This is a genomic window from Novosphingobium sp. (assembly GCF_037133355.1).
GTDB lineage: Bacteria > Pseudomonadota > Alphaproteobacteria > Sphingomonadales > Sphingomonadaceae > Novosphingobium.
Window position 1 is genome coordinate 95,131 of sequence record NZ_JBAXOI010000001.1, and the last position, 23,468, is coordinate 118,598.

General features: G+C 65.9%; 22 protein-coding genes. 12 read left to right on the forward strand and 10 right to left on the reverse strand.

The window, feature by feature from the left end; all coding sequences use genetic code 11:
• Positions 1 to 56 precede the first annotated feature (56 nt).
• The 7 genes from WCL10_RS00525 to WCL10_RS00555 all read left to right on the forward strand — a co-directional run bounded on the left by WCL10_RS00525 (position 57) and on the right by WCL10_RS00555 (position 7,298).
• Positions 57 to 947, forward strand: coding sequence for a prephenate dehydratase (locus WCL10_RS00525; protein ID WP_336893653.1), 891 nt, complete (start codon positions 57 to 59; stop codon positions 945 to 947).
• 85 nt (positions 948 to 1,032) lie between these two features.
• Entirely contained in the window at positions 1,033 to 1,686 is a 654-nt protein-coding gene (locus WCL10_RS00530; RefSeq protein WP_336893654.1) for a hypothetical protein, read from the forward strand.
• A complete protein-coding gene (locus tag WCL10_RS00535; protein ID WP_336893655.1) occupies positions 1,683 to 3,014 on the forward strand; it encodes a DUF4350 domain-containing protein in 1,332 nt (443 codons plus the stop codon). Before WCL10_RS00530 ends, WCL10_RS00535 begins: the two co-directional genes overlap by 4 nt.
• Positions 3,011 to 3,967, forward strand: coding sequence for a MoxR family ATPase (locus WCL10_RS00540; protein ID WP_336893656.1), 957 nt, complete (start codon positions 3,011 to 3,013; stop codon positions 3,965 to 3,967). The genes WCL10_RS00535 and WCL10_RS00540 overlap by 4 nt, the downstream gene beginning before the upstream one ends.
• A gap of 3 nt (positions 3,968 to 3,970) precedes the next feature.
• The gene (locus WCL10_RS00545; RefSeq protein ID WP_336893657.1) at positions 3,971 to 5,308 is read left to right on the forward strand and encodes a DUF58 domain-containing protein; all 1,338 of its coding nucleotides are present in this window, start codon (positions 3,971 to 3,973) and stop codon (positions 5,306 to 5,308) included.
• Positions 5,305 to 6,390, forward strand: coding sequence for a stage II sporulation protein M (locus WCL10_RS00550; RefSeq protein ID WP_336893658.1), 1,086 nt, complete (start codon positions 5,305 to 5,307; stop codon positions 6,388 to 6,390). Before WCL10_RS00545 ends, WCL10_RS00550 begins: the two co-directional genes overlap by 4 nt.
• Positions 6,390 to 7,298, forward strand: coding sequence for an RDD family protein (locus WCL10_RS00555; RefSeq protein ID WP_336893659.1), 909 nt, complete (start codon positions 6,390 to 6,392; stop codon positions 7,296 to 7,298). The genes WCL10_RS00550 and WCL10_RS00555 overlap by 1 nt, the downstream gene beginning before the upstream one ends.
• 21 nt (positions 7,299 to 7,319) lie before the next feature.
• Here the strand turns inward: WCL10_RS00555 and WCL10_RS00560 are convergent, their stop codons facing one another.
• Both WCL10_RS00560 and WCL10_RS00565 read right to left on the reverse strand, forming a co-directional pair.
• On the reverse strand, positions 7,320 to 7,826 hold the full coding sequence (locus WCL10_RS00560) for a LuxR C-terminal-related transcriptional regulator (protein ID WP_336893660.1): 507 nt from the start codon (positions 7,824 to 7,826) through the stop codon (positions 7,320 to 7,322).
• A 639-nt stretch (positions 7,827 to 8,465) separates the two neighbouring features.
• Positions 8,466 to 9,329: a response regulator gene (locus WCL10_RS00565; RefSeq protein ID WP_336893661.1), complete on the reverse strand. Its 864-nt coding sequence runs from the start codon at positions 9,327 to 9,329 to the stop codon at positions 8,466 to 8,468.
• Positions 9,330 to 9,562: 233 nt separating this feature from the next.
• Between WCL10_RS00565 and WCL10_RS00570 the strand changes: the two genes are divergently transcribed.
• From WCL10_RS00570 to WCL10_RS00580, 3 genes are read left to right on the forward strand one after another with little or no spacing between them, the layout of a single operon-like run.
• The gene (locus WCL10_RS00570) at positions 9,563 to 9,805 is read left to right on the forward strand and encodes a hypothetical protein (RefSeq protein ID WP_336893662.1); all 243 of its coding nucleotides are present in this window, start codon (positions 9,563 to 9,565) and stop codon (positions 9,803 to 9,805) included.
• Positions 9,806 to 9,855: 50 nt separating this feature from the next.
• Positions 9,856 to 10,398 (forward strand): heme NO-binding domain-containing protein, encoded by a 543-nt coding sequence (locus WCL10_RS00575; protein WP_336893663.1) that lies wholly within the window; start codon positions 9,856 to 9,858, stop codon positions 10,396 to 10,398.
• Between the two features lie 5 nt (positions 10,399 to 10,403).
• Positions 10,404 to 11,957 carry an ATP-binding protein gene (locus tag WCL10_RS00580; RefSeq protein WP_336893664.1) on the forward strand — a complete coding sequence of 518 codons (1,554 nt, stop codon included), beginning with the start codon at positions 10,404 to 10,406 and terminating at the stop codon, positions 11,955 to 11,957.
• A gap of 25 nt (positions 11,958 to 11,982) precedes the next feature.
• On the opposite strand, the gene WCL10_RS00585 is transcribed toward WCL10_RS00580, so the two are convergent.
• A complete protein-coding gene (locus tag WCL10_RS00585) occupies positions 11,983 to 12,921 on the reverse strand; it encodes an isoaspartyl peptidase/L-asparaginase (RefSeq protein WP_336893665.1) in 939 nt (312 codons plus the stop codon).
• Between WCL10_RS00585 and WCL10_RS00590 the strand changes: the two genes are divergently transcribed.
• The gene (locus tag WCL10_RS00590) at positions 12,920 to 13,441 is read left to right on the forward strand and encodes a GNAT family N-acetyltransferase (RefSeq protein ID WP_336893666.1); all 522 of its coding nucleotides are present in this window, start codon (positions 12,920 to 12,922) and stop codon (positions 13,439 to 13,441) included. The two genes, WCL10_RS00585 and WCL10_RS00590, sit on opposite strands and share 2 nt — an antisense overlap.
• A 220-nt stretch (positions 13,442 to 13,661) precedes the next feature.
• Positions 13,662 to 15,380, forward strand: a complete 1,719-nt coding sequence (locus WCL10_RS00595; protein ID WP_336893667.1) for a M10 family metallopeptidase C-terminal domain-containing protein — start codon at positions 13,662 to 13,664, stop codon at positions 15,378 to 15,380.
• 85 nt (positions 15,381 to 15,465) lie between these two features.
• Here WCL10_RS00595 and WCL10_RS00600 read toward each other — a convergent pair whose 3' ends face one another.
• From WCL10_RS00600 to WCL10_RS00630, 7 genes are all read right to left on the reverse strand, one after another.
• Positions 15,466 to 16,398, reverse strand: coding sequence for an electron transfer flavoprotein subunit alpha/FixB family protein (locus WCL10_RS00600; RefSeq protein ID WP_336893668.1), 933 nt, complete (start codon positions 16,396 to 16,398; stop codon positions 15,466 to 15,468).
• Positions 16,398 to 17,144 carry an electron transfer flavoprotein subunit beta/FixA family protein gene (locus tag WCL10_RS00605; protein ID WP_336893669.1) on the reverse strand — a complete coding sequence of 249 codons (747 nt, stop codon included), beginning with the start codon at positions 17,142 to 17,144 and terminating at the stop codon, positions 16,398 to 16,400. Before WCL10_RS00605 ends, WCL10_RS00600 begins: the two co-directional genes overlap by 1 nt.
• Before the next feature lie 112 nt (positions 17,145 to 17,256).
• Positions 17,257 to 19,278, reverse strand: a complete 2,022-nt coding sequence (locus WCL10_RS00610) for an acetyl/propionyl/methylcrotonyl-CoA carboxylase subunit alpha (protein WP_336893670.1) — start codon at positions 19,276 to 19,278, stop codon at positions 17,257 to 17,259.
• Positions 19,278 to 19,583, reverse strand: coding sequence for a DUF1330 domain-containing protein (locus tag WCL10_RS00615; protein ID WP_336893671.1), 306 nt, complete (start codon positions 19,581 to 19,583; stop codon positions 19,278 to 19,280). The genes WCL10_RS00610 and WCL10_RS00615 overlap by 1 nt, the downstream gene beginning before the upstream one ends.
• A 4-nt stretch (positions 19,584 to 19,587) precedes the next feature.
• The gene (gene scpA / locus WCL10_RS00620; protein ID WP_336893672.1) at positions 19,588 to 21,726 is read right to left on the reverse strand and encodes a methylmalonyl-CoA mutase; all 2,139 of its coding nucleotides are present in this window, start codon (positions 21,724 to 21,726) and stop codon (positions 19,588 to 19,590) included.
• 113 nt (positions 21,727 to 21,839) lie between these two features.
• Positions 21,840 to 22,280: a methylmalonyl-CoA epimerase gene (gene mce / locus WCL10_RS00625; protein ID WP_336893673.1), complete on the reverse strand. Its 441-nt coding sequence runs from the start codon at positions 22,278 to 22,280 to the stop codon at positions 21,840 to 21,842.
• 2 nt (positions 22,281 to 22,282) lie between these two features.
• Entirely contained in the window at positions 22,283 to 23,461 is a 1,179-nt protein-coding gene (locus tag WCL10_RS00630) for an acetyl-CoA C-acyltransferase family protein (RefSeq protein WP_336893674.1), read from the reverse strand.
• Positions 23,462 to 23,468: the final 7 nt, after the last annotated feature.

The following is a 23,468-nucleotide window of genomic DNA, read 5'->3' on the forward strand; positions in this document are numbered from 1 at the left end:
CGACAGCTACGAATGGTCCTTGTGGAGCGATGCGGCGCGGCCTAATCGGCTCGCCCATGGCCAGTTACCCCGCACCCGCCGCGCGCCTTGTCGCCGAAATGTCCGCCGCAGCCGCCACCGATCCCGGGCGCGCGGTCGCCTTTCAGGGCGCGCCGGGCGCAAATTCGCATCGCGCCGCGCTGGAAGCCCTGCCGCATTGCCTGCCACTGCCGTGCTTCTCGTTCGAGGACGCGCTCGATGCGGTGAAGGACGGGCGCGCCGGACAGGCCATCATTCCGATCGAGAATTCGCAGCACGGCCGCGTCGCCGATATCCACTTCCTGCTTCCCGAGAGCGACCTCGCGATTGTCGGCGAACATTTCATGCCGATCCACGCCTGCCTCATGGGGATGGGCCCCGGCCCCTTCACCCACGCCTACAGCCACCCGCAGGCGCTCGGCCAGTCGCGCCATTACCTTCGCGCGCGCGGCATCGTGCCGATGTCGCATGCCGATACCGCCGGCGCCGCCGCCTATGTCGCCGAGCTCGGCGATCCCGCCATTGCCGCGATCGCCCCGCGCATCGCCGCCGAGCTCTATGGCCTCGCCCTCGCCGCCGAGAACATCGAGGACGCGCACGACAACATGACCCGCTTCGTCATGCTCGCACGCGAACCGCTCGATCTGTCGACGATCACCGGCACCGCCATCACCACCTTCGTGTTCGAGGTGCGCAACATTCCCGCTGCACTCTACAAGGCGCTGGGCGGCTTTGCGACCAACGGCGTCAACATGACAAAGCTGGAAAGCTATCAGCGCGGAGCAAGCTTCGCCGCCACCGCCTTCTTCGCCGATATCGTCGGCGCGCCGGGCGAGCCGGCGGTCGATCGCGCGTTCGAGGAGCTGGAGTTCTTCGCCAAGGACCTGCGCATTCTGGGCACCTACCCGCTGGAGCGGGCGCGCGGGTAAAGGCCTGAAAGGGCAAGTGTCGGGCGCCGTTCCGGCGCGATAATCGCTTGCCCGATCCCCGGCGGCCATGCGACCACTGTCAACCGTGGCAGGAGCACCGGGACCGGAAACCGCCGATGCAGGCGAACGCGCGTGGACTGCCGCGCGTGCGATGCGCGAGATTCAATACGCGCCCGTTCCGCCCTATCAGCCGCCGAAAAGCGATCCGCCCGAATGGCTGGTCGCGGTGCTGCGCTTCCTCGCCGATCTGTTTGCACCGCTCGGCCGTTTGCTGGGCACAAGCTGGAACGGGGTCGAGATCGTGCTGGCCGCGCTGGCCGTGCTCGGCGCACTGTGGATCGTCTGGACGCTCTACCAGCGCTGGCGGCTGGAGCGCGCAGCAGCCGTCCCTGCCGCCGCGCGTCCGGTGATCGACCGCGCGCTTGCGCTCGCGCTGCTGGAGGATGCCGACGCGCTCGCCGCCGAGGGCCGGTTCGGCGAGGCGGCCCGCCTGCTTCTCCAGCGCAGCGTCCACCATATCGCCGCAGCCCGGCCGGACTGGCTCAGCCCGTCAAGCACTGCGCGCGAGATCGGCATGATCCCTGGCCTTCCCGCCCAGGCGCGGCAGTCCTTCGCGGTGATCGCGCGCGAAGTCGAGCGCAGCCTCTATGCCCTGCGCGCACTCGCGGCCGACGACTGGCACCGCGCGCGCGAGGCCTATGCCGCCTTCGCGCTGGCCGATCTGGGGCCCGGGCGATGAACGGCGCAACGTTCGGCCGGGGCACCACGCTTGGAATCGTACTGATCGGCGCGCTCGCCTTTTTCGCGGTGCTCTACTGGGTCGGCACCGGCGGCGGCGCGACCAACAACGGCGGCGGCCATGTCGCCGGGCGAGGGCTCAACGGCTATGCCGGGCTTGCCGCGATGCTCGAGGCCGACGGCGTGACCGTGCGCCGCGCCCGCGCCAAGGCCGCGCTCAAGGAACAAGGCCTGCTCGTGCTGACGCCGCCCGCCGATGCGAAGGGCAGCGACATTGCCGAGATCATCAATGCGCGGCGCACGATTGGCCCGACGCTCGTCGTCACGCCGAAATGGCGGGCCTTCCCCGACTTCGGCAACCCCGCCAGCCGCCGCGGCTGGACCCGGATCGAAGGCACCCAGCAGCCCACTTGGAAGGGCTACCACGACGACGTCGCCGTAGGCTTCGTCAAGGCCAAGGGAACCGGCTGGACGGGTTCCGGGGCGCTCGACGCATTGCGCGGCCCCTTGCCCGATAACCGCACCGTGCAGGCAGGCGAGGGCCCTGGGCTCGAAGCGCTGATCGAAACGCCGGGCGGAAGCATTCTCGCCGGCTATCTCACCCGAGACGGCAGCAATCCGGCACTCGAGCACTGGATCCGCATGGAGCGCAGCCCGCCGCAGCCCACCATGGACAGCGCTGGCGAGGATGAAACGGATGAGGACGATTCGGGCAGCCCCTATACCACCAGCTACCCTGTCGTGCTGGTGTTCGAACCCGACCTCCTCGACAACTGGGGCCTCGCCAACCGCGAAACCGGGCTCATGGCCCGCCGCCTGATCCACGCCGCTGCCGGCGGGCAGCCCGAGAGTGTCACCTTCGACCTCACGCTCAACGGCCTCGGCGCCAGCCGCAATCTCCTCACGCTCGCCTTCGAGCCGCCGTTCCTCGCTGCCACGCTCTGCCTTGTCATGGCGATGTTCGCTGCGGGCTGGCGCAGCTTCAATCGCTTCGGCCCGCCGCGCGCCGCAGGGCGCGAGATTCCACTGGGCAAGACCATGCTGGTGCGCAACACCGCCGGCCTGATTCGCCGCTCCGGACGCCTGCGTCTTATCGCCGGGCCTTATGCCGATGCCTCGCGCGAGCGGCTGGTCATTGCGCTCGGCCTGCCGCGAGGACGCACCCTGGCAGAGACCGAAGCCGCGATCGACCGCCTCCAGGCCCGGCTCGGCAACACCGGCCCGCGCTATTCCGAACTTGCCGCGCGCCTGCGCGTGGCCCGCCGCAGCACCGACGTGGTGCTGCGCGCCGCTGCCCTGCAACGCCTCGAAAGGGACCTTACCGCATGAACCTCGACAATGTCCGCGACATGGCGGGCGCCATCCGCACCGAAGTGGCGAAGGCCGTGGTGGGTCAGGACGGCGTGGTCGATCACCTGCTGATCGCGCTGCTTGCAGGCGGCCACGTGCTGCTCGAAGGTCCGCCGGGCACCGCCAAGACCCTTCTCGCGCAGAGCTTCGCGGCGACGCTCGGGCTCGATTTCGGGCGTATCCAGTTCACGCCCGACCTCATGCCGGGCGATATCCTCGGCTCCAACCTGTTCAACTTCCAGACCAGCCAGTTCACCCTCACGCGCGGGCCGATCTTCCACGAACTGCTGCTGGGCGACGAGATCAACCGCACCCCGCCCAAGACCCAGGCCGCGCTGCTCGAGGCGATGCAGGAGCGCCGCGTCACGCTCGACGGAGAGACGTACGCGCTGTCCGACCGCTTCATGGTCGTCGCCACGCAGAACCCGATCGAGAGCCAGGGCGTCTACCCTTTGCCTGAAGCGCAGCTAGACCGCTTCCTGTTCAAGCTCCTGGTCGATTATCCCTCGGCCGAGGAGGAAGCCCAGATCGTCACGCGTTACGGCGCCGGACGCGGCGCACCGAGCCCTGAGAAGCTTGGCGTGACGGCAGTGACCGCAGGCGATGCCATTGCCGAAGCGGTGGCGGCATGCGCCACCGTCACCATGGGCGAGACGGTGGTCGATTACATCGTCCGCCTCGTTCGCGCGACGCGTGAGAGCGCAGACCTGGCCGCCGGGGCAAGCCCGCGCGCCGCTGTCGTGCTCGCCGGCGCTGCCCGTGCCCGCGCCGCGCTCGACGGGCGCGACTATGTCATTCCCGACGACGTCAAAGCGCTTGCCATCGCGGTGCTGCGCCACCGCATGCTGCTCAGCCCCGCCGCCGAGATCGAGGGCCGCGCCGCCGAGACCATCGTAGCCGACCTGATCCAGCGCACCGAAGCGCCGAGGTAGTCCGTGCGCCTGCGCTGGCCCTTCCCGGTCTTCTACCCTTCGGCCCGCGCTGCGGTGCTCCTCGCGCTTGCCGCGCCGCTCGCGCTGGTCGTCGCCGCAGCCTCACCGGGGGCGTGGATCGCCGCTCCCGCGCTCGGCGGCGCGCTGCTCGTGATGGTTCTGCTCGATGCGCTGCTCGCGCCGATGCTGGCAGACCTGCGCGTGATCGTGCCCGATGGCGGCGAAGTGGGGGCGCCGATCGCGCTCACCTTGCTCGCCGGTTTCCGCGCCGAGGCGCCGCGCGCCGCACCCCAAGCCGCGCTTGCGCTCGATCCGCGCCTGGCTCCCGGTGGCCGGCTGGTCGCCCGGCTGACGCGCGACAACGGCGCATGGAGCGCACGGATCGAGACCACGCCCACGCGGCGCGGCACCGGGCCGGTCACGGCTGTCTGGCTACGTTGGGAAGGCCCGCTTGGTCTCGCCTGCAGGCAGGTGCGGCGCGATCTGGCCGAGGTGATCCGAATCCGCCCCAATATCGCCCCGGCGCGCAGCCCGGCGCTGCAACTGTTCCTGCGCGATGCCCAGTTCGGCATGGTCGCGCGGCGCATCCGGGGTGAGGGCACCGAGTTCGAAGCGCTCGCCGAGTACGAGCCCGGCATGGACCGCCGCCGCATCGACTGGAAGAGTTCCGCCCGTCACGCCCGGCTCTATGCCAAGGAGTACGAGACCGAACGCAACAACCAGATCGTCTTCGCGTTCGATTGCGGGCAGACGATGTGCGAGCCGATCGGCGGCCTCCCCCGCATCGACCGCGCCGTCACCGCCGCGCTCACCACCGCGTGGATCGCCTTGGGCGCGCAAGACCGCGTCTCGGTCTACGGCTTTGCCGCAAGGCCGCAAGTGATGAGCCCCTTTGTCACCGCCCCGCGCGATTTCCGCCGCCTGCAGGATGCCGCCGCCGCGCTCGACTACAGCACCGAGCAGCCCAACTTCACCCTTGCGTTGTCCACGCTGGCAGCGCGGCTGCGACGGCGCTCGCTGGTCGTGGTCTTCTCCGAATTCACCGACCCCACCAGCGCCGAGATGATGATCGAATCGATGCGCCGCCTGGTCGAGCGGCACCGCGTGATCTTCGTCGTGATGGCCGATGCCGAGCTTGCCGATTTCGTCAGCGCGCCGGTCAAGACCGCGCAGGATGCGGCGATGGCCGTCACCGCGACCACCTTGCAGCACCAGCGCACGCTCGTACTCCAGCGCCTGCGCCGCGCCGGGATTCTTGTGGTCGAGGCGCCGCACCAACACATCGGCAACCGCCTGCTCGATGCCTATCTCACCGTGAAGCGCGCCGGGAGCCTCGGATGAACGCCCATGCCCCCACCCTGATCGGCCGCCTCGGCACCTGGTTCAGCCCCGCCGCCACTGCCGAGATCGCCGCCGCCGAAGACGCCGCATTGCGCTCGGACCGCTTCCGGCTGGAGCGCGAGGGCGAATGGAAGCGGCTCGAGGCCATCGTCGCGCGGATCGAGCGCGGGCGGCTCCGAAGCGTTCCCGACGAAGACCTGCTCGCGCTCCCCGCGCTCTATCGCACCGCCGTTTCCAGCCTTGCCGTCGCGCGCGAAACCTCGCTCGACCGCGAAACGCTGCTCTGGCTCGAAGGACTCACCCGCCGCGCCTGGTTCATCGTCTATGGTCCACGCGCCGGTCTTGGCGACTGGCTCATGCGCTTCTTCGGCGGCGGCTGGGGCGCCAGCGTGCGCGCGCTCGGGCTTGATCTCCTGATTGCGCTGGCGCTCATGGTCGCAGGCACCGTGGCCGGCTGGCTGCTCGTGGCGAGCGATCCCGATTGGTACTATGCGCTCATGCCCGGCGGGATGGCCGATGCCCGCGTGCCTGGCGCAAGCCGCGCGGTTCTTATGGGCACCCTGTTCGGCAAGCAGAACGAGACCGGCCTCGCTGTCTTTGCTGCCTCGCTCTTTTCCAACAACACTCAAGTCTCGATCCTCGCCTTCGCGCTGGGTTTTGCCTTCGGCCTCCCGTCCGCTCTGCTGCTGATCCAGAACACCGCGCTGCTGGGCTCGCTGCTCTGGCTTTATCACGGACAGGGTCTGACGCTCGAGCTCGTCGGTTGGCTCTCGGTCCACGGCACGACCGAGCTTTTCGCGATTCTGCTCGCGGGCGCCTCGGGTATCCATATCGGCCGTGCGATGGCCTTCCCCGGCGAGGCAGCGGTGCTCGAAGCGGCCGCCGCAGCCGGACGGCGCACTGCCCAGGTCATGGCCGGCGTTGTGCTCATGCTGATCGTGGCGGGGCTGCTCGAGGGCTTCGCACGCCAGTTGATCGACAACACTGCAGGCCGCCTCATCCTGGGCGGCTTCATGCTGGTGTTCTGGATCGGCTATTTCTTCGTCTGGCGCGGGAATGCCAAAGCGGGAGCCGGCGCCTGATGGCACGCCGCCCGTCTACCAGCCGTGAGCGCACGGTCATCACGCCCGAAGGCGTGGCGCTGACCTTCATGCTGGCGACACGCGGCGCGCGGGCGGCGGCTTTGCTGCTGGATCTCGCGATGATCGGCACGGCGATGATTGTCACCAGCCTTGCGTTGATCTGGATTGCCGGGGGCATCGGCGTCAAGATCGAGGATCTGGAGTCTGCTGGCCCAAAGGCGCGCGCGCTGCAGGCGCTCGTCATCGTCTGGATCATCGCGATGTTCCTGCTGCGCAACGCATGGTTCCTGTTCTTCGAACTGGGCCCGCGCGGTGCCACGCCGGGCAAGCGCATCGCCGGCATCCGCATTGCCGCGCGCGGCACCGATCGCCTCACCACCGAGGCCGTGATCGCGCGCAACATTGTCCGCGACATCGAGTTGTTCATGCCGATCGTGTTCATCGGCGGCGCCTTCGCGGCAGACGGCGACAGCGACGTTGCGAGCTGGGCAGGCACCGTCTGGTTCCTCATCTTCGTGCTTTTCCCGTTCTTCAACCGCGATGCACTGCGCTGCGGCGACGTTATCGCGGGCACCTGGGTGGTCGAAGCCTCGCGCCGACGACTGGGTCAGGCGCTCTCGGTCGCCGCGCCCGAACTTGCGGAAAGCACGGCGGAGCGCTTCGTCTTTTCCCCTGCCGAGCTCGCCGTCTATGGCGAGTTCGAACTTCAGACGCTGGAGCGCGTGCTGCGCGAAGGGCGCGGGCCGGGCATCGACGATGTCGCCGATGCGATCAGCCGCAAGATCGGCCGCCCGTTCCCATACGGTGAGGAGCGCGCGTTTCTCGAGGCCTACTACCTGCAGCTGCGCGCCCAGCTTGAACAGGGCCTGCGTCTCGGCCGACGCAAGGCGGACAAGTACGCGGCCTGAGGGCGCTGCCGCGTGCCGGCCTCAGGCCATTGGCAGGAAGCAGCCCGAATCGATCGCCAGCCGGACTGCCTCAACCGAATTCTCGACACCGAGCCGGCGCACGAGGTTAAGCCGGTGCACTTCGACTGTGCGGCGGCTAAGACCGAGCGTCTCGGCAATCTCACGGCTGGTGTGACCGGCAAGCACACCGGCGAGTACTTCGCGTTCACGGCGCGAGAGGCTTTCGATACGGCGCCGCGCGGACGCAACGCGTTGGCTGTCGTCCATCAGTACGGACAGCCCCGCGGTGGCGGTCAAGATCGCGTCAGCCATATCGATTTCCCGGCATGGCCAGTCGAGCAGGTCGGCAACACCGCGCCGCACCAGATCGGCCGCGCGCTTCGCCTTGAGGCTGTCGGTGTAGACAACGCAGCGCATCGGCTGGAAGCGCCCGCAACCGAGCACGCGCTCGACGACCTCCTCCTCGTCGCCCACCATGGCGATGACCGCCCGAGTGCCGTGGAACGGGCGGACTTCGTCGGGAGCCATGGAACGCGCGTGGTAACCCATAGCGTTTACGAAGCGGGACACCTTTTCACGGCGGCCGAGAGCGGAATCGATTACCCAGATTTCAGGGTCTTGAACGACCATTTTTGCGACTTCCGAAGGGCTTGAGCAATGCGATGCCCCATACTTAAGCCGCCTCCGGGCGAATTGAATCTGAATCGGTGCCGAATTCGCAGGCTAGACCCGCCATTCGATGCCGTTCCGGCAGCAGTCCATGAAAGAAGCGAGCCGTAGCAGGCAGATGCACCTGTGCTGCAGCTCCAGTGGTGTAAGGCAGAGCGTGGTCCCGACCGGCTGTTATCCCAGCAGCCAGAACGCCGTCTTGATAGCGACATGCCAGATCAGGCCGCTGGAGACGATGATTGCACAGAGAATGATGTAGTCGGAAAAATCGAGTTTTCTGTCGCGGCCGTCCATGGACATTCTCCCCGCGCACAAGGGCTGTGCGCGACCCATTTTCGCCCGAATCTTGCTTCGCCGGGCCTCATTGTTAATCTTTTATGTCAATTTCGTAGCGACTGCCAGAGGTCCCAACGCCAGAACGGATCAACTACGGCAGAAATTGCTGTCAATAGGATCCGATCACCGGCTGTCCCGCCGCAAGTACGAGCTTGGCCGGTGCTAATTGCCGACCATCTTGCGCCGCACGTCGGCCAGCAGGGTCTTCATCGACTGGAACGCGGCATCCTCGATGTTGAGCAGGTCGCGGCGCCGGTCCCGGGGGTCTTTCCAACGCCGCACCATGTCCATGTCGACAAGGCTGCGGACATAGCGCAGCGCCGTACTGAAGGGCAGGTGAGTCGCGGTACAGGCGCTGGAGACGGGCACGCTTTGCCCCTGAATCCGTGCGGCCGTAAGCTCGAGCAGGATGTCCCAGCAAGGGTCGGCGAACAGACCCTGTTCGAAATACTCCGCGCGCTGGTCGCTGGTTCGCTTGAGCGTGCGCGCCACTGCCAGCAGTTCCGCGTCGCTCGCTGCCACCTGCTCAGCAGGCAACGGCTGGGGCGCCACGCTTGCCTCGGCGACCGGACCAGGCTCGCCCTCCGCGTCACTGCGCAGTCGCACACGGGCCTGCTGCTCACCGAGCGATCGCGCCGCCCGGCGAAGCGCGGCGGAAAGGTTCGCCGCCGAAACCGGCTTGGTCAGGAAATCGGATGCCTGGAACCGCATGGCCTGGACCGCGATGTCGAGACTGGCATGGCCGGTCACCACGATCATCACGATCGGGCGCAGCGACGCAAAACGGCAAGAGACTTCCTCAAGCAGTTCCATCCCGCCCATGCCCGGCAGATGGAGGTCGGTGAGCACGATGCCGATCGATGTCTGCTGGCCCAGCAGGCGCAGCGCCGTCGGCACGTTGTTCACCAGCACCGGTTCGTAGCCCAGGCTGGTCAGCAGCTCGCCATAGGCCGCCAGCGTCGCGCTATCATCCTCGACGACGAGCACCTGTGCGCCGGAATCGCTATCCTCGCCAACTGCTGTCATGGATTTGTCAATCAGCATATTATGGTCTGCTTGGATTGGAGCGGCTCTGTTACTTTCGTAAGCACCGGGCCGCTGGGGTACAACCAGAATGGATTCGGTGTGGCACCTTTTGTGAAACGTAACGCCACGTTAGTGCGGGACTGGCGCCTATGTCGCTAAATCGGGTATAGAAACCGCCGCTACGGCACAATCAAAGATCCGGACTAGCAAAGTTCCGGACAGGGGGAACAGAATTGCAAGCAACCGACGAGCGGCGCACGCTGGTTCACGCGCTCAATCAGCCTGTCAACGTCATACGCCTGACCATCGCCAACATGGGGACGCGGCTACTTCCCGGACTCGATGGCGATGACCGCAGCTATCTCGTCGACCGGCTGGCGGTGATCGAAGCTCAGATCGAGCACTATGTCGCAATCACCGAAGCGTTCGAACGCGGCGCGGCAGCAGCGCAGCCGGTAGCGGACCGGGAATCCTGAGCCGGGCAATCGCCCTGCCCGACCCCATAGAGAAAGCAACCGCACCGCTCATGTATGGCCTGATCCACCGCTACCTCAAGGACCACATCATCGAAACCGAGGGCGATTCGATGTGGGCGGCGATTGCCGCCGAACTGCACATCAGCCCTACCGAACTCATCAGCCAGGAGATGTACGACGACGCGCTCACCTACGAGCTGGTCGGCGTCGCCTCGCGCAAGATGGGCCAGCCGATGGACGATTGCCTCGGCGCGTTCGGGCGCTACTGGGTCCGGCGGGTCTCGCAGGATACCTACCGGGCGATCATGGACTTCACCGGCCGCGATCTCGTCACGTTCATCAGAAACCTTGATCGCATGCACCATTCGGTCGTCACCGCAATGCCCCTGGCCCGCGTGCCAAGTTTCGCGCTGACCGAGGAGAGCGAGAGCGAGCTCGTCGTGCGCTACCGGTCCGAACGCTCCGGACTCGAGCCGTTCGTGCTTGGGTTGCTCGAGGGCCTGCTTGACCGGTTTGGCCTCAACGGCACGGTCGAGCGCGCGGAAAACCACAACAATGCCGCGCATTTTCGCATCACGCTGAAAGCCGCATAGAACCAATGCAGCGCCTCTCGCTCGATGCCGAGGTCATCAGGAGCCTGTTCCCGGCCTATCTCCTGATCGACACCGACGGGCGCATCATATCGTTCGGCGCCTATTACCGCCGCCTGCCGCAATTCGCAGACACCAGGCTGAACCTGTTCGAGATCTTCACCTGCGAAACCCACGAGGATATCGACGCGTTCCGGCGCCTGCCTCCGGCGGGCGAGCCGATCCGGCTCCACTGCCGCTCCAGCGACACCATGCTTCAGGGCATTGCTGTGCCCGTCGCGCAGGGCTTCCTGCTTGCGGTCAACCTGATCCCGACCGCAGCAGGCATTGCGCGGGGCCAGTTCCAGCTCAACGATTTCGGGCTTGCCGATCCGCTCGCCTCGGGAATGCCGGCGCTCATCATGCAGCAGGCTTCGCTCGACGATGCGCGCAAGAGCGCGCAGGATCTCGCGCTCGAGCAGGAGCGCACCACCATGGTGCTAAGCCGGGTCAGCCGCATGGCCGGCTATATCGCGCATGATTTCAACAATTTCCTCTCGATCATCGGGCTCAATTGCGATCTCCTTCTCAAGGACAGTACGCTCGGCCCGCAGCACTTGCCCAAGCTGCAGATCATCCAGGACACGGTCCGCCGGGCCTCGGCGACAACATATTCGCTGATGACGCTGGCGAAGCTCCGGCATGATTCGCGCGCCCGCATCGATGTCGACGAACTGATCAAAACCAACCTCAGCTTTCTGCGCACCGTCGCCGGGCACGACAACGTGCTGGCGGTGGATCTTGCCGCAGAAGGCTCCCGCGTCGAAGTAGCCGCTGGTGCGCTGCTCAACGGCCTGATAAATCTCGTGATCAACGCGCGCGACAGCTTCGCAGCGGCCGGCCGGATCACGATCTCGACCTGGCCAGACACGCCGGCCGGCGAGCAGCTGCTGTCGATCACCGTCAGCGACAACGGCAGCGGCATGTCCGCAGAGACTGCGCGCCAGGCCTTCGAGCCGCTGTTCTCGACCAAGGCCACCGGCAACGGCATGGGCCTTGCCTCGGTGCGTGAGTTCTGCCGCGAGATGGGCGGGGATGCCGCGCTCCAAACCGCGCCGGGCATTGGCACCGTGGTCACGCTGTGGCTTCCGATTGTCGACGCGGTGCCGAAAAAGTGGGACCTTGCACTGCCTAACGCTGCCCCGGATGCCAGCCCCGACAGCGACGGTCCCGCGAAGCCCACCGCGTTGGTCGTCGAGGACGAGCGCCACGCCCGCGAGGCGCTGGGCGAACTGCTCGCCGATCTTGGGTTCCGGGTGCTGTCGGCGGCCAACGCCGACGAGGCGATTGCACATCTCGAGAGGGGCAGCGTCGATCTTCTGCTGGCCGATGTCGTCATGCCGGGCATGAGCGGGATCGAGCTCGCCCACTGGGCCGAGGCGCGCGGGCTGGCCGCCAAGATCGTGCTGATGAGCGGCCATCTCCCCGATGCTCAGGCGATGGCCGACAACTGGCAGTTCCTGCGCAAGCCGCTCAATGCCCAGCGCATCCGCGATCTGGTGGTCGGAGCGTCCGGCGACTAGACCCCCGCCGGTTGACCCCGTCCGGTCAATCGCCGCCGAACACGCCGATCTCGCGCCGTCCACCACTGTCCGCGCGTGCGCGGAACAAGCCCGGCGTGGTGAAGGCAAAGCCGGTTTCTCCGCCGGGCGTTGCGTAGATCACACCGCCAACGCCGCCCATCGCGCCCACTTCGGCCAGCACTGCCTCGGTCGCGGCCTGTGCCGGTTCGCCGCCCATGCGAATGCGTGCGCAGATCTCGTGCGCCACCCCCGCGCGGATGAACTGCTCGCCCGAGCCGGTGCAGCTCACGGCCGCCGCGCGGTCATCGGCATACGTACCCGCACCGATCAGCGGCGAATCGCCGATCCGCCCCCAGCGCTTGCCAGTCAGCCCGCCCGTCGAAGTCGCCGCCGCGACATGCCCGGCCGCATCCACTGCCACTGCACCCACGGTCCCGTACTTCAGCCCCGCATCGAACCAGCCGAGTTTCTTGGCCTTCAGCTCCTGCAACTGCCGCCAGCGTTCCTCGGTCGCGAACCAGTCGGGATCGACCTGCTCAACCCCCTGCTCACGCGCAAACTCCTCGGCGCCCGCGCCGCTCAGGAATACATGCGGGCTCTGCTCCATCACCGCACGGGCGAGCCGCACTGGATTGCGCGTATGCGTCACCCCGCAGACCGCGCCTGCCATCCGCCCCGCGCCCTCCATCACCGCCGCATCGAGCTCGTTGGTACCGTGATAGGTAAACACCGCGCCGCGCCCGGCATTGAAATGCGGATCGTCTTCCAGCACTGAAACCGCCGCACAGACCGCTTCCAGCGCGGTCCCGCCTGCCGCCAGCACGCGCGTGCCCGCATCGAGCGCGGCGCCCAGCGCCAGCTCGTGCTCGGCGGCGGACGCCGCGTCCATCGTCTCGGGCGTCATCGATCCGGCCCCGCCGTGGATGGCAAGAGCCCAGCGGCCGGTTTCACTTGTCTCGATCATGAGCTGCGCGATAGCAGATCGCATCGGCAAGACCAGCGAGGGACGTAACGTGGAAGGCTTGGCAATCGCGGAAGACGATCTTTCCGGCGAGGACGTGCAGGAACTTGTCGCGCTGCACCTTGGCGGGATGCACGCCGCAAGCCCCGCCTGCAAAGTCCACGCCCTGCCGCTTGAACAGCTGCGCCAGCCCGGTGTCACGTTCTACACCGCGCGCGTCCATGGCGAGCTCGCCGCAATGGGTGCGATAAAGCATCTGGATGATGCACACGGCGAACTCAAATCGATGCGCGCCGCACCCGAATGGCGCGGCAAAGGCGTCGGCGAGGCGATGCTGGTGCACTTGCTCGGCGTGGCAGTAGCGCGCGGCTATGCCCGCGTGAGCCTTGAGACAGGCCGAACCGAAGCATTCGCGCCGGCATTGAGGCTGTACGCCAAGTACGGCTTCGAAACTTGCGAGGCTTTTGCCGACTACGAGGTCGATGAATTCAGCCAGTGCCTGACGCTCCAGCTTGCGCCCTAGCCAAAGCCCTCCGCCGCAGGATCAATTCCCAGCCCGTTAAGCCGCAACATCTTCAAGCAAAACAGTTCGCGTCGCTTGGGTGTTAAGACATTCCGCGCCGAATGTCTCGAATGGGGAAAGCATTTGAGCGCCACCATTCAACATGGTTAATCACATTGCTTCGGCTCGAACCTACCGCTAGCCCACCTTCAATTGCACATGTCTGCACGAAGGATCGAAAATGGGCGTTTATGGTGGTGACTCTGGTGCCAATACGCTCACCGGCAACGGCGCGGATACGATATACGGCAATGGCGGCGACGACATCATCTCGTCGGGCAACGACGACGACGCACTTATCGGCGGGACTGGCAACGACACTCTCACCGGCGGCAGCGGCAAGGACATCTTCGTCATCGACAGCTACCGCTTCGACAAGGACGTGATCACCGATTTTCTGATCGGCACGGACAAACTCGATCTCTCGGCGCTGGGGATGGCGGATATCGCCACGATTACACCCTATCTCAGCCAGATCGGCAACGACGTGGTCTTGAGCATCGCCATCGCCGGTGATGTCCAGTCGGTCACCCTGCAGAACATCAAGCTGGCGGACCTCCTGGCATCGCCCGGCTCGTTCGTGTTCAATCCCTTGGCCGACCAGGTCATCTGGGAGGGCACCTCGGCGCGCGATGTGCTGTTCGGCGGCAAGGGTGCGGACGTTCTGCGCGGGTTCAGCGGCAACGACGACCTCAATGGCGGGGCAGGGAGCGACGTGCTGGACGGAGGCTTCGGCGACGACCTCTTGCGCGGCGGAGCGGGCAAGGATGTCTTCGCATTTGGCGACCGCCAGTTCGGATCCGACACGATCAAGGATTTCGTGCTGGGCACCGACCGGATCGATCTGCGCGTCTTTGGCATCGGCGACATGGCGACGCTGACGCCCTATCTCAGCCAGATCGGCAACGATGTGGTCATCCAGACCGCGTTCGGCGGCAACCGTGAAGCCATCACGATCGCGAATGTCACGATCGCCGACCTGCTGGCTCATCCGGCAGCCTTCATCTTCAACACCGCCAAGGCCCCGCTTGTCGTCAACGGCACCGAGGGTAGCGACGTGCTGTTCGGCGGCAGGGGCGCCGACGCCCTGTTCGGCGGCAACGGCAGCGACGACCTGGATGGCGGCGCCGGTAATGACATTCTCCACGGCGACGCGGCCAGCGACAGCCTGCGCGGCGGGGCGGGCAACGATTTGTTCGTGTTCGACGGACGACAGTTCGGCAAAGACTCGGTCGTCGATTTCACCCTCGGCAAGGACCGGATCGATCTGCGCAATCTCGGCGTCAGCGATATTGCGATGCTGCAGCCGTTCATGAGCCAGATCGGCAACGATGTCGTGATCAAGACCTTCTTCGGCGGCGAGCAGGAGAGCATCACCATCCGCGGCGCCAGTCTCGCCACACTGAGCGCCTCGCCGGACGCCTTCGTGTTCAACACTGCGGCAGACAAGCTGGTGGTTGGCGGAACCAATTCAAACGACATGCTGTTCGGCGGCAAAAGTGCCGATACGCTGTTCGGCTATGCCGGCTTCGACACGCTGGTTGGCGGGAAGGGCAACGATATCTTCATCGGCGGGGCCGGCGACGACACGCTTTACGGCGGGCTCGGTGCCGACCGCTTCGTGCTCGGCGTGGACGACGGCTACGACACGATCATGGATTTCAGCCATGCCCAGAAGGACCGCATCGACCTTCGCAGCATCGATCCCGGCGCGGAATACGGGGACCAGAAGCTCACCGTGGTGTCGGGCGACTTCACCGCCGCCGGGCAGGTGAGCCTGTTCACGCACGGCGGCATCACCACGATTTACCTGAACCTCGACGACAACCTCAAGACCAATGAGATTGCAATCGACGTGCATTCCGATGCGGCATTCACGGTTGCCGATATTCTGCTCTGATTAGGGCTGTTCCGGCCGCTTGTTGTGCAAAAAGAAAGGCCCCGCATCGCTGCGGGGCCTCTTCATTACACAGCCAATGGCCCGATCACAGCTTGCCGGTAAGCTCCGGCACCAGCGTGAACAAATCGCCGACGAGGCCGATATCCGCGACCTGGAAGATCGGGGCATCTTCGTCCTTGTTGATGGCGATGATGGTCTTGCTGTCCTTCATGCCCGCAAGGTGCTGGATCGCGCCCGAGATGCCGACGGCGATGTAGACTTCCGGCGCGACAATCTTGCCGGTCTGGCCGACCTGGTAGTCGTTGGGCACATAGCCCGCATCGACCGCCGCGCGGCTGGCGCCAACACCAGCGCCGAGCTTGTCGGCGAGCGGGATGATCACGCTCTGAAAGGTTTCCGCATCCTTGAGCGCGCGGCCGCCCGAGACGATGATCTTGGCCGAGGTCAGTTCCGGACGCTCGCTCTTGGCGATTTCCGAACCGAGGAAGGTCGACGTTCCGGCATCGCCCGCAGCCGCCACGGCTTCCACCGCAGCCGAACCGCCGGTGGCGTCTGCCTTGGCAAAGGCAGTGCCGCGCACGGTGACGACCAGCTTGGCATCGGTCGATTCAACCGTCGCGATCGCGTTGCCGGCATAGATCGGGCGGGTGAAAGTCTTGGGGCCTTCGACCGAGAGAATGTCCGAAACCTGCATCACATCGAGCAGCGCGGCAACGCGCGGGGCGATGTTCTTGCCGGTGGTCGTGGCGGGCGCGACGAACACGTCGTAGTCGGCCATCAGGCCGGCGACGAGCGGCGCGACGTTTTCAGCCAGCGCGTTGGCATAGGCGGCGTCATCGGCTTTGAGCACCTTGCTCACGCCGGCGATCTGCGCGGCGGCCGCAGCGGCGGCATCGCAGCCCGAGCCCGCGACCAGCGCGGTCACTTCGCCTATCTGCGCGGCGGCCGTAACAACCGCGAGCGTAGCGTCCTTGACCGAGGCGTTGTCGTGTTCGACCCAAACGAGTGTCTTGGACATCAGGCGACTCCCATTTCCTTGAGCTTGGCAACCAGCGCATTGACGTCAGGCACCTTGATGCCCGCGCTGCGCACCGGCGGTTCAGTGACCTTGAGCGTCTTGAGACGCGGCGCGGTATCGACACCGTAATCTTCCGGCGTCTTGCTCGCGAGCGGCTTCGACTTCGCCTTCATGATGTTGGGCAGCGAAGCATAGCGCGGCTCGTTGAGGCGCAGGTCGGTGGTGACGATCGCGGGTAGCGCCAGCTTGACCGTCTCCAGACCGCCGTCGATCTCGCGCTTCACGACGACGCTGTCGCCCTCGACAGCGATCTCGTTGGCGAACGTGCCCTGCGGACGGCCGAGCAGCGCGGCGACCATCTGGCCGACCTGGTTGGCGTCGTCGTCGATCGCCTGCTTGCCGGTGATGATCAAGCCCGGCTGTTCCTCATCGGCAATCGCCTTGATGATCTTGGCGACCGCCAGCGGCTCGACCTCGGTCTCGCTGACCACGAGGATCGCGCGGTCCGCACCCATGGCAAGCGCGGTGCGCAGGGTTTCCTGCGCCTTGGCCGGGCCGACCGAAACCGCCACGATCTCGGTGACCACGCCCTTTTCCTTGAGGCGAATGGCTTCCTCGACCGCGATTTCGTCGAACGGGTTCATGCTCATCTTGACGTTGGCGAGGTCAACCCCCGTGCCATCCGCCTTCACGCGCGGCTTCACGTTGTAGTCGATCACCCGCTTCACGCAGACCAGGGCTTTCATCGTGTCAGGCCTTTCTCAATCTTGTGGCGCGCGCATAAGTCGCCCTTACGTAAACGTCAATCTCGCCGCGGGTGCCAATGCAGGAAAGTCAGCCTCGGCATCAAAGCGCCTGCTACTCCATTTCGAGGATGATCGCATCCACTGCAAGGCTCTCGCCCTGCGCCGCGTTCACTGCCTTCACCCGGCCCGATTTCTCGGCGCGCAGGATGTTTTCCATCTTCATCGCCTCGACCACCGCGAGCGGCTGCCCCGCCTCGACCGCATCGCCGACGCCGACATGCAGCGCCACGAGCAGCCCGGGCATCGGGCAGACGAGGTACTTCGACATGTCCGGCGCCACCTTGGCGATCATGTGCCGGGTCAGGGGGGCGATTCGCGCCGGGATCACCGTCAAGTCATGGCTCGCCCCGCGCGTCGTCAGGCGGAAGCCTGCAGCGCGCGACTTGACCTTGACCGTGAGCGGCTTGCCATCGACTTCGGCGGCCACCACCCGGTCGCCCGGCGTGTATTCCAGCGAGATGTCGATCTCATTGCCATCGACGGCAATTGCCTCTTCATCCACCGTCACGGCAAACGTCGCCTCGCCGATGCACACCTGCCACTCGGACGGCGGATCGAGCGTATCGCCCAGCTGCCCATCGACCTGCCGCGCCCGGTCGGCCCGCGCCGTGGCGAGGAAGCCCGCCAAGGCAGCCAGCGAACGCAGCGTTTCCTCGGAAGTTGCCGCGCCGTGGAACCCGTCCGGGTATTCCTCGGCAATAAACCCTGTGGTCAGCTCGCCCGAGCGGAAGCGCGGATGCTGCATGATCGCCGAGACGAAATCGATGTTGTGGCCCAGCCCCTCGATCTCGAACGCATCGAGCGCTTCGATCTGCTTGTCCGCCGCTTCGTCGCGCGTTTCGCCCCAGGTGACGAGCTTTGCGATCATCGGATCGTAGAACATCGAGACTTCGCCGCCTTCGTAGACGCCGTCGTCCACCCGCACACCGTCCACGCCGCGCCGCCCGTTGGCCGCGCCGTCGTCGGTCCAGCCTTCCACCGGCGGATCATAGCGCACCAGCCGCCCGGTCGAGGGCAGGAACCCGCGATAGGGGTCTTCGGCATAGACGCGGTTTTCGATGGCCCAGCCGTCGATGCCGATGTCGTCCTGCGTGAAGGCGAGCTTCTCTCCGGCGGCCACACGGATCATCTGCTCGACCAGATCGATCCCGGTGATCGCCTCGGTAACCGGGTGCTCCACCTGCAGGCGGGTGTTCATTTCGAGGAAGTAGAAGCTCTCGCCGCTCGGGTCCGCGCCCGAAACGATCAGCTCCACCGTGCCCGCCGAATAATAGCCCACCGCGCGGGAGAGCGCGACGCACTGCTCGCCCATCGCCTTGCGCATCTTCGGCGTCACGAAGGGCGAGGGCGCTTCCTCGACCACCTTCTGGTGCCGCCGCTGGATCGAGCATTCGCGTTCGTTGAGGTAGAGGATATTGCCGTGCTGATCGCCGAGGATCTGGATCTCGATGTGGCGCGGATTGAGAATGAACTTCTCGATGAACACGCGGTCATCGCCGAACGAGTTCAGCCCCTCGCGCTTCACCGCCTCGAAGCCCTCGCGCACGTCCTTCTCGTTGTAGGCAAGGCGCATGCCCTTGCCGCCGCCGCCGGCCGAGGCCTTCATCATCACTGGATAGCCGATCTCGTCCGAGATGCGCACCGCGTGCTCGGTATCCTCGATCTCGCCCACGAAGCCGGGGACGACATTGACGCCCGCCGCCTTCGCCAGCTTCTTCGATTCGATCTTGTCGCCCATCGCAGCAATCGCGCCGACGGGCGGCCCGATGAACGCAATGCCCTTGGCCGCCAGCGCCTCGGCAAAGCTCGTGCGCTCCGAAAGGAACCCATAGCCGGGATGCACCGCCTCGGCGCCGGTCAGCTCGCACGCCGCGATGATCTTGTCCGCGATGAGGTACGACTGCGCAGCAGGCGAAGGCCCGATATGCACCGCCTCATCCGCCATCTTCACAAACGGCGCCCGCGCATCGGCATCCGAATAGACCGCGACGGTCTGGATACCCATCCGCCGCGCCGTCTTGATCACGCGGCAGGCAATTTCGCCACGATTGGCGATGAGGATTTTCTTGAACATCAGATATCTACACCTTCAATGACGAAGAGGCGCGAGGAACTCGTCCGGTGGCGGATCGCCGCAACCGGGGCATATTCGGGAGAACTGACGAAGGCTTCGGCCTGCGCCTTGCTCGGAAACTCGACAATGACGACGCGGCCCGAGGGCGGCTCGCCCTCGACGCCGATAAGCGCCCCGCCGCGCGCCACATAGTGCCCGCCGTACTGCGCAATGACCGCAGGGACCGTAGCGCGATAGGCAGCGAACCCTTCCGCATCATGGACGTCGACTTCGGCGACGACATAGCCTTTGGGCGTTTCGGCCACGGGTTTACTCCGCCGCCGCCAGCTCTTCGCCCGCCGGCGGCATATTGTGCCCCAGGAGGCGCAGCATGTCCGCCGCCGCTTCGACCACATTGGTGCCCGGGCCATAGATGCCCTGCACCCCGGCCTCGCGCAGGAAGTCGTAGTCCTGCGGCGGGATCACGCCGCCCGCGACGACCTTGATATCGCTGCGGCCCGCTTCGCGCAGGTGGCGGATCAGCTCGGGGATCAGTGTCTTGTGGCCCGCCGCAAGGCTGGACGCGCCGACTGCATCGACCTCGTTCTCCAGCGCCAGCTTGGCGGCTTCCTCGGGGGTCTGGAACAGCGGGCTGCTCGTCACGTCAAAGCCCATGTCGCCGAACGCCGAGGCAATCACGTTCGCGCCGCGATCATGCCCGTCCTGGCCCATCTTGGAAACGAGCATGCGCGGCGCGCGGCCCAACCGGCGCGTCACGGCTTCCACGCCGTCGAGCACCTGCTGGTAACGTGCGTCGCCGGCGTAATAGGCGCTGTAGACGCCCTTGACCGGCGTGGGGAACGTGCCGTGCCGGCCGAACACCAGCTCCATCGCATCCGAAATCTCACCGAGCGTTGCCCGCTGGCGCGCGGCCTCGACAGCCAGTTCGAGCAGGTTCCCGCCGGTCTTCGCGCCTTCGGTCAGCGCGTTCAACGCCGCGCGGCACTTGGTCTCGTCGCGGTTCTCGCGCACCCATTTCAGCCGCGCGATCTGGCCTTCGCGCACCGCCATGTTGTCCACTTCCAGCGTATCGAGCTTGTCCTCGCTGGCGAGGCGGTACTTGTTGACGCCGACGATCACGTCATCGCCCTTGTCCACCCGAGCCTGACGGCCGGCAGCGGCTTCCTCGATCATCGCCTTGGGCCAGCCTGCCGCCACGGCCTTCGCCATGCCGCCTTCGCTTTCCACCCGCTCGATGATCTCCCACGCCTTGTCGACCAGTTCCTGCGTCAGCGCCTCGATGTAGTACGAGCCCCCGAGCGGATCGACCACGTTGCACATGCCCGTCTCTTCCTGGATCACGATCTGCGTGTTGCGGGCGATGCGCGCGGAGAAGTCGGTCGGCAGCGCGATGGCTTCGTCGAGCGCATTGGTGTGGAGCGACTGCGTGCCGCCCAGCATCGCGGCCATCGCCTCGATCGTGGTGCGGATCACGTTGTTGTAGGGGTCCTGCTCCTGCAAGCTCACGCCCGAGGTCTGGCAGTGCGTCCGCAGCATCTTGCTGCGTTCATCCTGCGCGCCCAGCTGCGTCATCACCCGGTGCCACAGCACGCGCGCCGCGCGCAGCTTGGCCACTTCCATGAAGAAGTTCATGCCGATGGCGAAGAAGAACGACAGCCGCCCGGCAAACTTGTCGATATCCAGCCCGCTCGCAACGCCGTACTTCACGTATTCCATGCCGTCGGCGATGGTGAAGGCGAGCTCCTGCACCTGCGTCGCCCCGGCTTCCTGCATGTGATAGCCGGAAATCGAGATCGAGTTGAACTTCGGCATCTCGCGGCTGGTGTAGCCGAAGATGTCCGAGATGATCCGCATGCTCGGCTCGGGCGGGTAGATATAGGTGTTGCGGACCATGAACTCCTTGAGGATGTCGTTCTGGATGGTCCCGTCGAGCGCGGCGCGCGGCACGCCCTGCTCCTCCCCCGCCACGATGAAGAACGCGAGGATCGGGATCACCGCGCCGTTCATGGTCATCGAAACCGACATCTGATCGAGCGGAATGCCGTCGAACAGGATCTTCATGTCCTCGACAGAGTCGATCGCCACGCCCGCCTTGCCGACATCGCCGACAACGCGCGGGTGATCGCTGTCGTAGCCGCGATGGGTGGCGAGATCGAAGGCAACCGAAAGCCCCTTCTGCCCCGCCGCCAGATTGCGGCGATAGAACGCATTCGATTCCTCGGCGGTGGAGAAGCCCGCATACTGCCGGATCGTCCAAGGCCGCCCCGCATACATCGAAGCGCGCACGCCGCGCGTGAACGGCGCGAAGCCCGGCAGGCCGGGATCAGTCGCCACGTCCTCGGCCGTGTAGAGCGGCTTGACCGCAATGCCTTCCGGTGTCTGCCAGGTCAGGTCCTTGCCCTTGACCTCCTTGGCCGCCGCCTTCTGCCAGTCTTCGATATTCGCCATCGCTCTTTCCTCAATCGTCACCCCGGACTCGATCCGGGGTCCCGCTTTGTCTCAACCCCCGCGCTCCCGAAGGCAGCGGGACCCCGGGTCAAGCCCCGGGTGACGAAGTTTTGTCAGTGAGCGCCCTTCGGCGTCTCCATGATCTCGGTCAGCACCCCGCCCATGTCGCGCGGGTGGACGAAAAAGATCAGCGTCCCATGCGCGCCAATCCGCGGCTCGCCCAACACACGTTTGCCCATGGCCTCGAACTCGGCCTTGGCAGCGTGAATGTCCGGCACTTCATAGCACATATGGTGCTGCCCGCCCGCCGGGTTCTTCTCGAGGAAGCTCGCGATGCTGGCATTGCCCGGCAGCGGCTCGATCAGCTCGATCTGCGTGCCATTGAGCGCACCATCCGCCCCCGGCGTGTCGACGAAGCACACCTTCACGCCCTGCTCGGGCAGGTCGAACGGTTCGTGGATCTTCGTCGCGCCCATCACATCGCGCCAGAACAAAATGCTGTCCGCAATCGAAGGCGTCGCGACGCCGATATGATTCAAACGGCCGAGCTTCATGATCAGACCCTTTCGATCACCATGGCGATGCCCTGACCGCCGCCGATGCACATCGTGATGAGGCCGTACTGGCCGCCCGTGCGCTGCAGCTCGTAAGCCGCCTTGATCGTCAGGATCGCGCCCGTCGCACCAATCGGATGGCCGAGCGAAATGCCCGAGCCATTGGGGTTGGTCTTGGCGGGGTCGAAGCCCAGCTCCTTGGCCACGCCGCAGGCCTGCGCCGCAAACGCCTCGTTGCTTTCGATCACGTCGATCTGGTCAAGCGTCAGCCCCGCACGCTTCAGCGCCACCGGCACGGCCTTGACCGGGCCGAGACCCATGACGTTCGGCTCCACACCCGCATGGCCCCAGGCGAGGATCTTGGCGATCGGCTTCAGCCCATGCTCGGCCACGGCCTCCCCGCTCGCCAGCACGACCGCGCCCGCGCCGTCGTTGATGCCGCTGGCGTTGCCTGCGGTGACGGTACCGTCCTTCTTGAACACCGGGCGCAGCGCCGCCATCGCTTCGAGGCTGGCATCAGCCCGGAAATGCTCGTCGGTATCGAACACGGTCACGCCCTTGCGGGTCTTGATCTCGACCGGAACGATCTGTTCCTTGAAGTAGCCCGCCGCCGTCGCCGCCGCTGCGCGCTTGTGGCTTTCCACCGCCAGCGCGTCCTGCGTCTCACGCGTGATCTGGTGGCGCTCGGCCACGTTCTCCGCCGTCACGCCCATATGGATGTTCTCAAAGGGATCGTGGAGCGCGCCGAGCATGGCGTCCATCATCACCTGATCGCCCATCTTCTGCCCGTTGCGCGCGGTGAGCACCATATGCGGCGCGTTCGACATGACCTCGCAGCCGCCGCCAATGGCGATCTGCTGCTCACCCAGCGCAATACCCTGCGCCGCCGAGACAATCGCCTGCAGGCCCGATCCGCACAGCCGGTTCACGTTCATCGCAGGGCTCTCGATCGGCACGCCTGCGTTCACCGCCGCGACGCGGCTGACATAGGCGTCCTTCGGCTGCGTCGGCACAACAGTGCCGATCACCACGTTCTCGACTATGTCCGCGCTGATCCCGGCGCGGGCAATCGCTTCCTTGATCACGATGGTGCCCAAGTCCGCCGGACGGAACGAGGCCAGGCTGCCGCCAAACGTGCCAATGGCCGTGCGCGCGCCGGAAACGATGAAGATGTCAGTCATGTCGAAT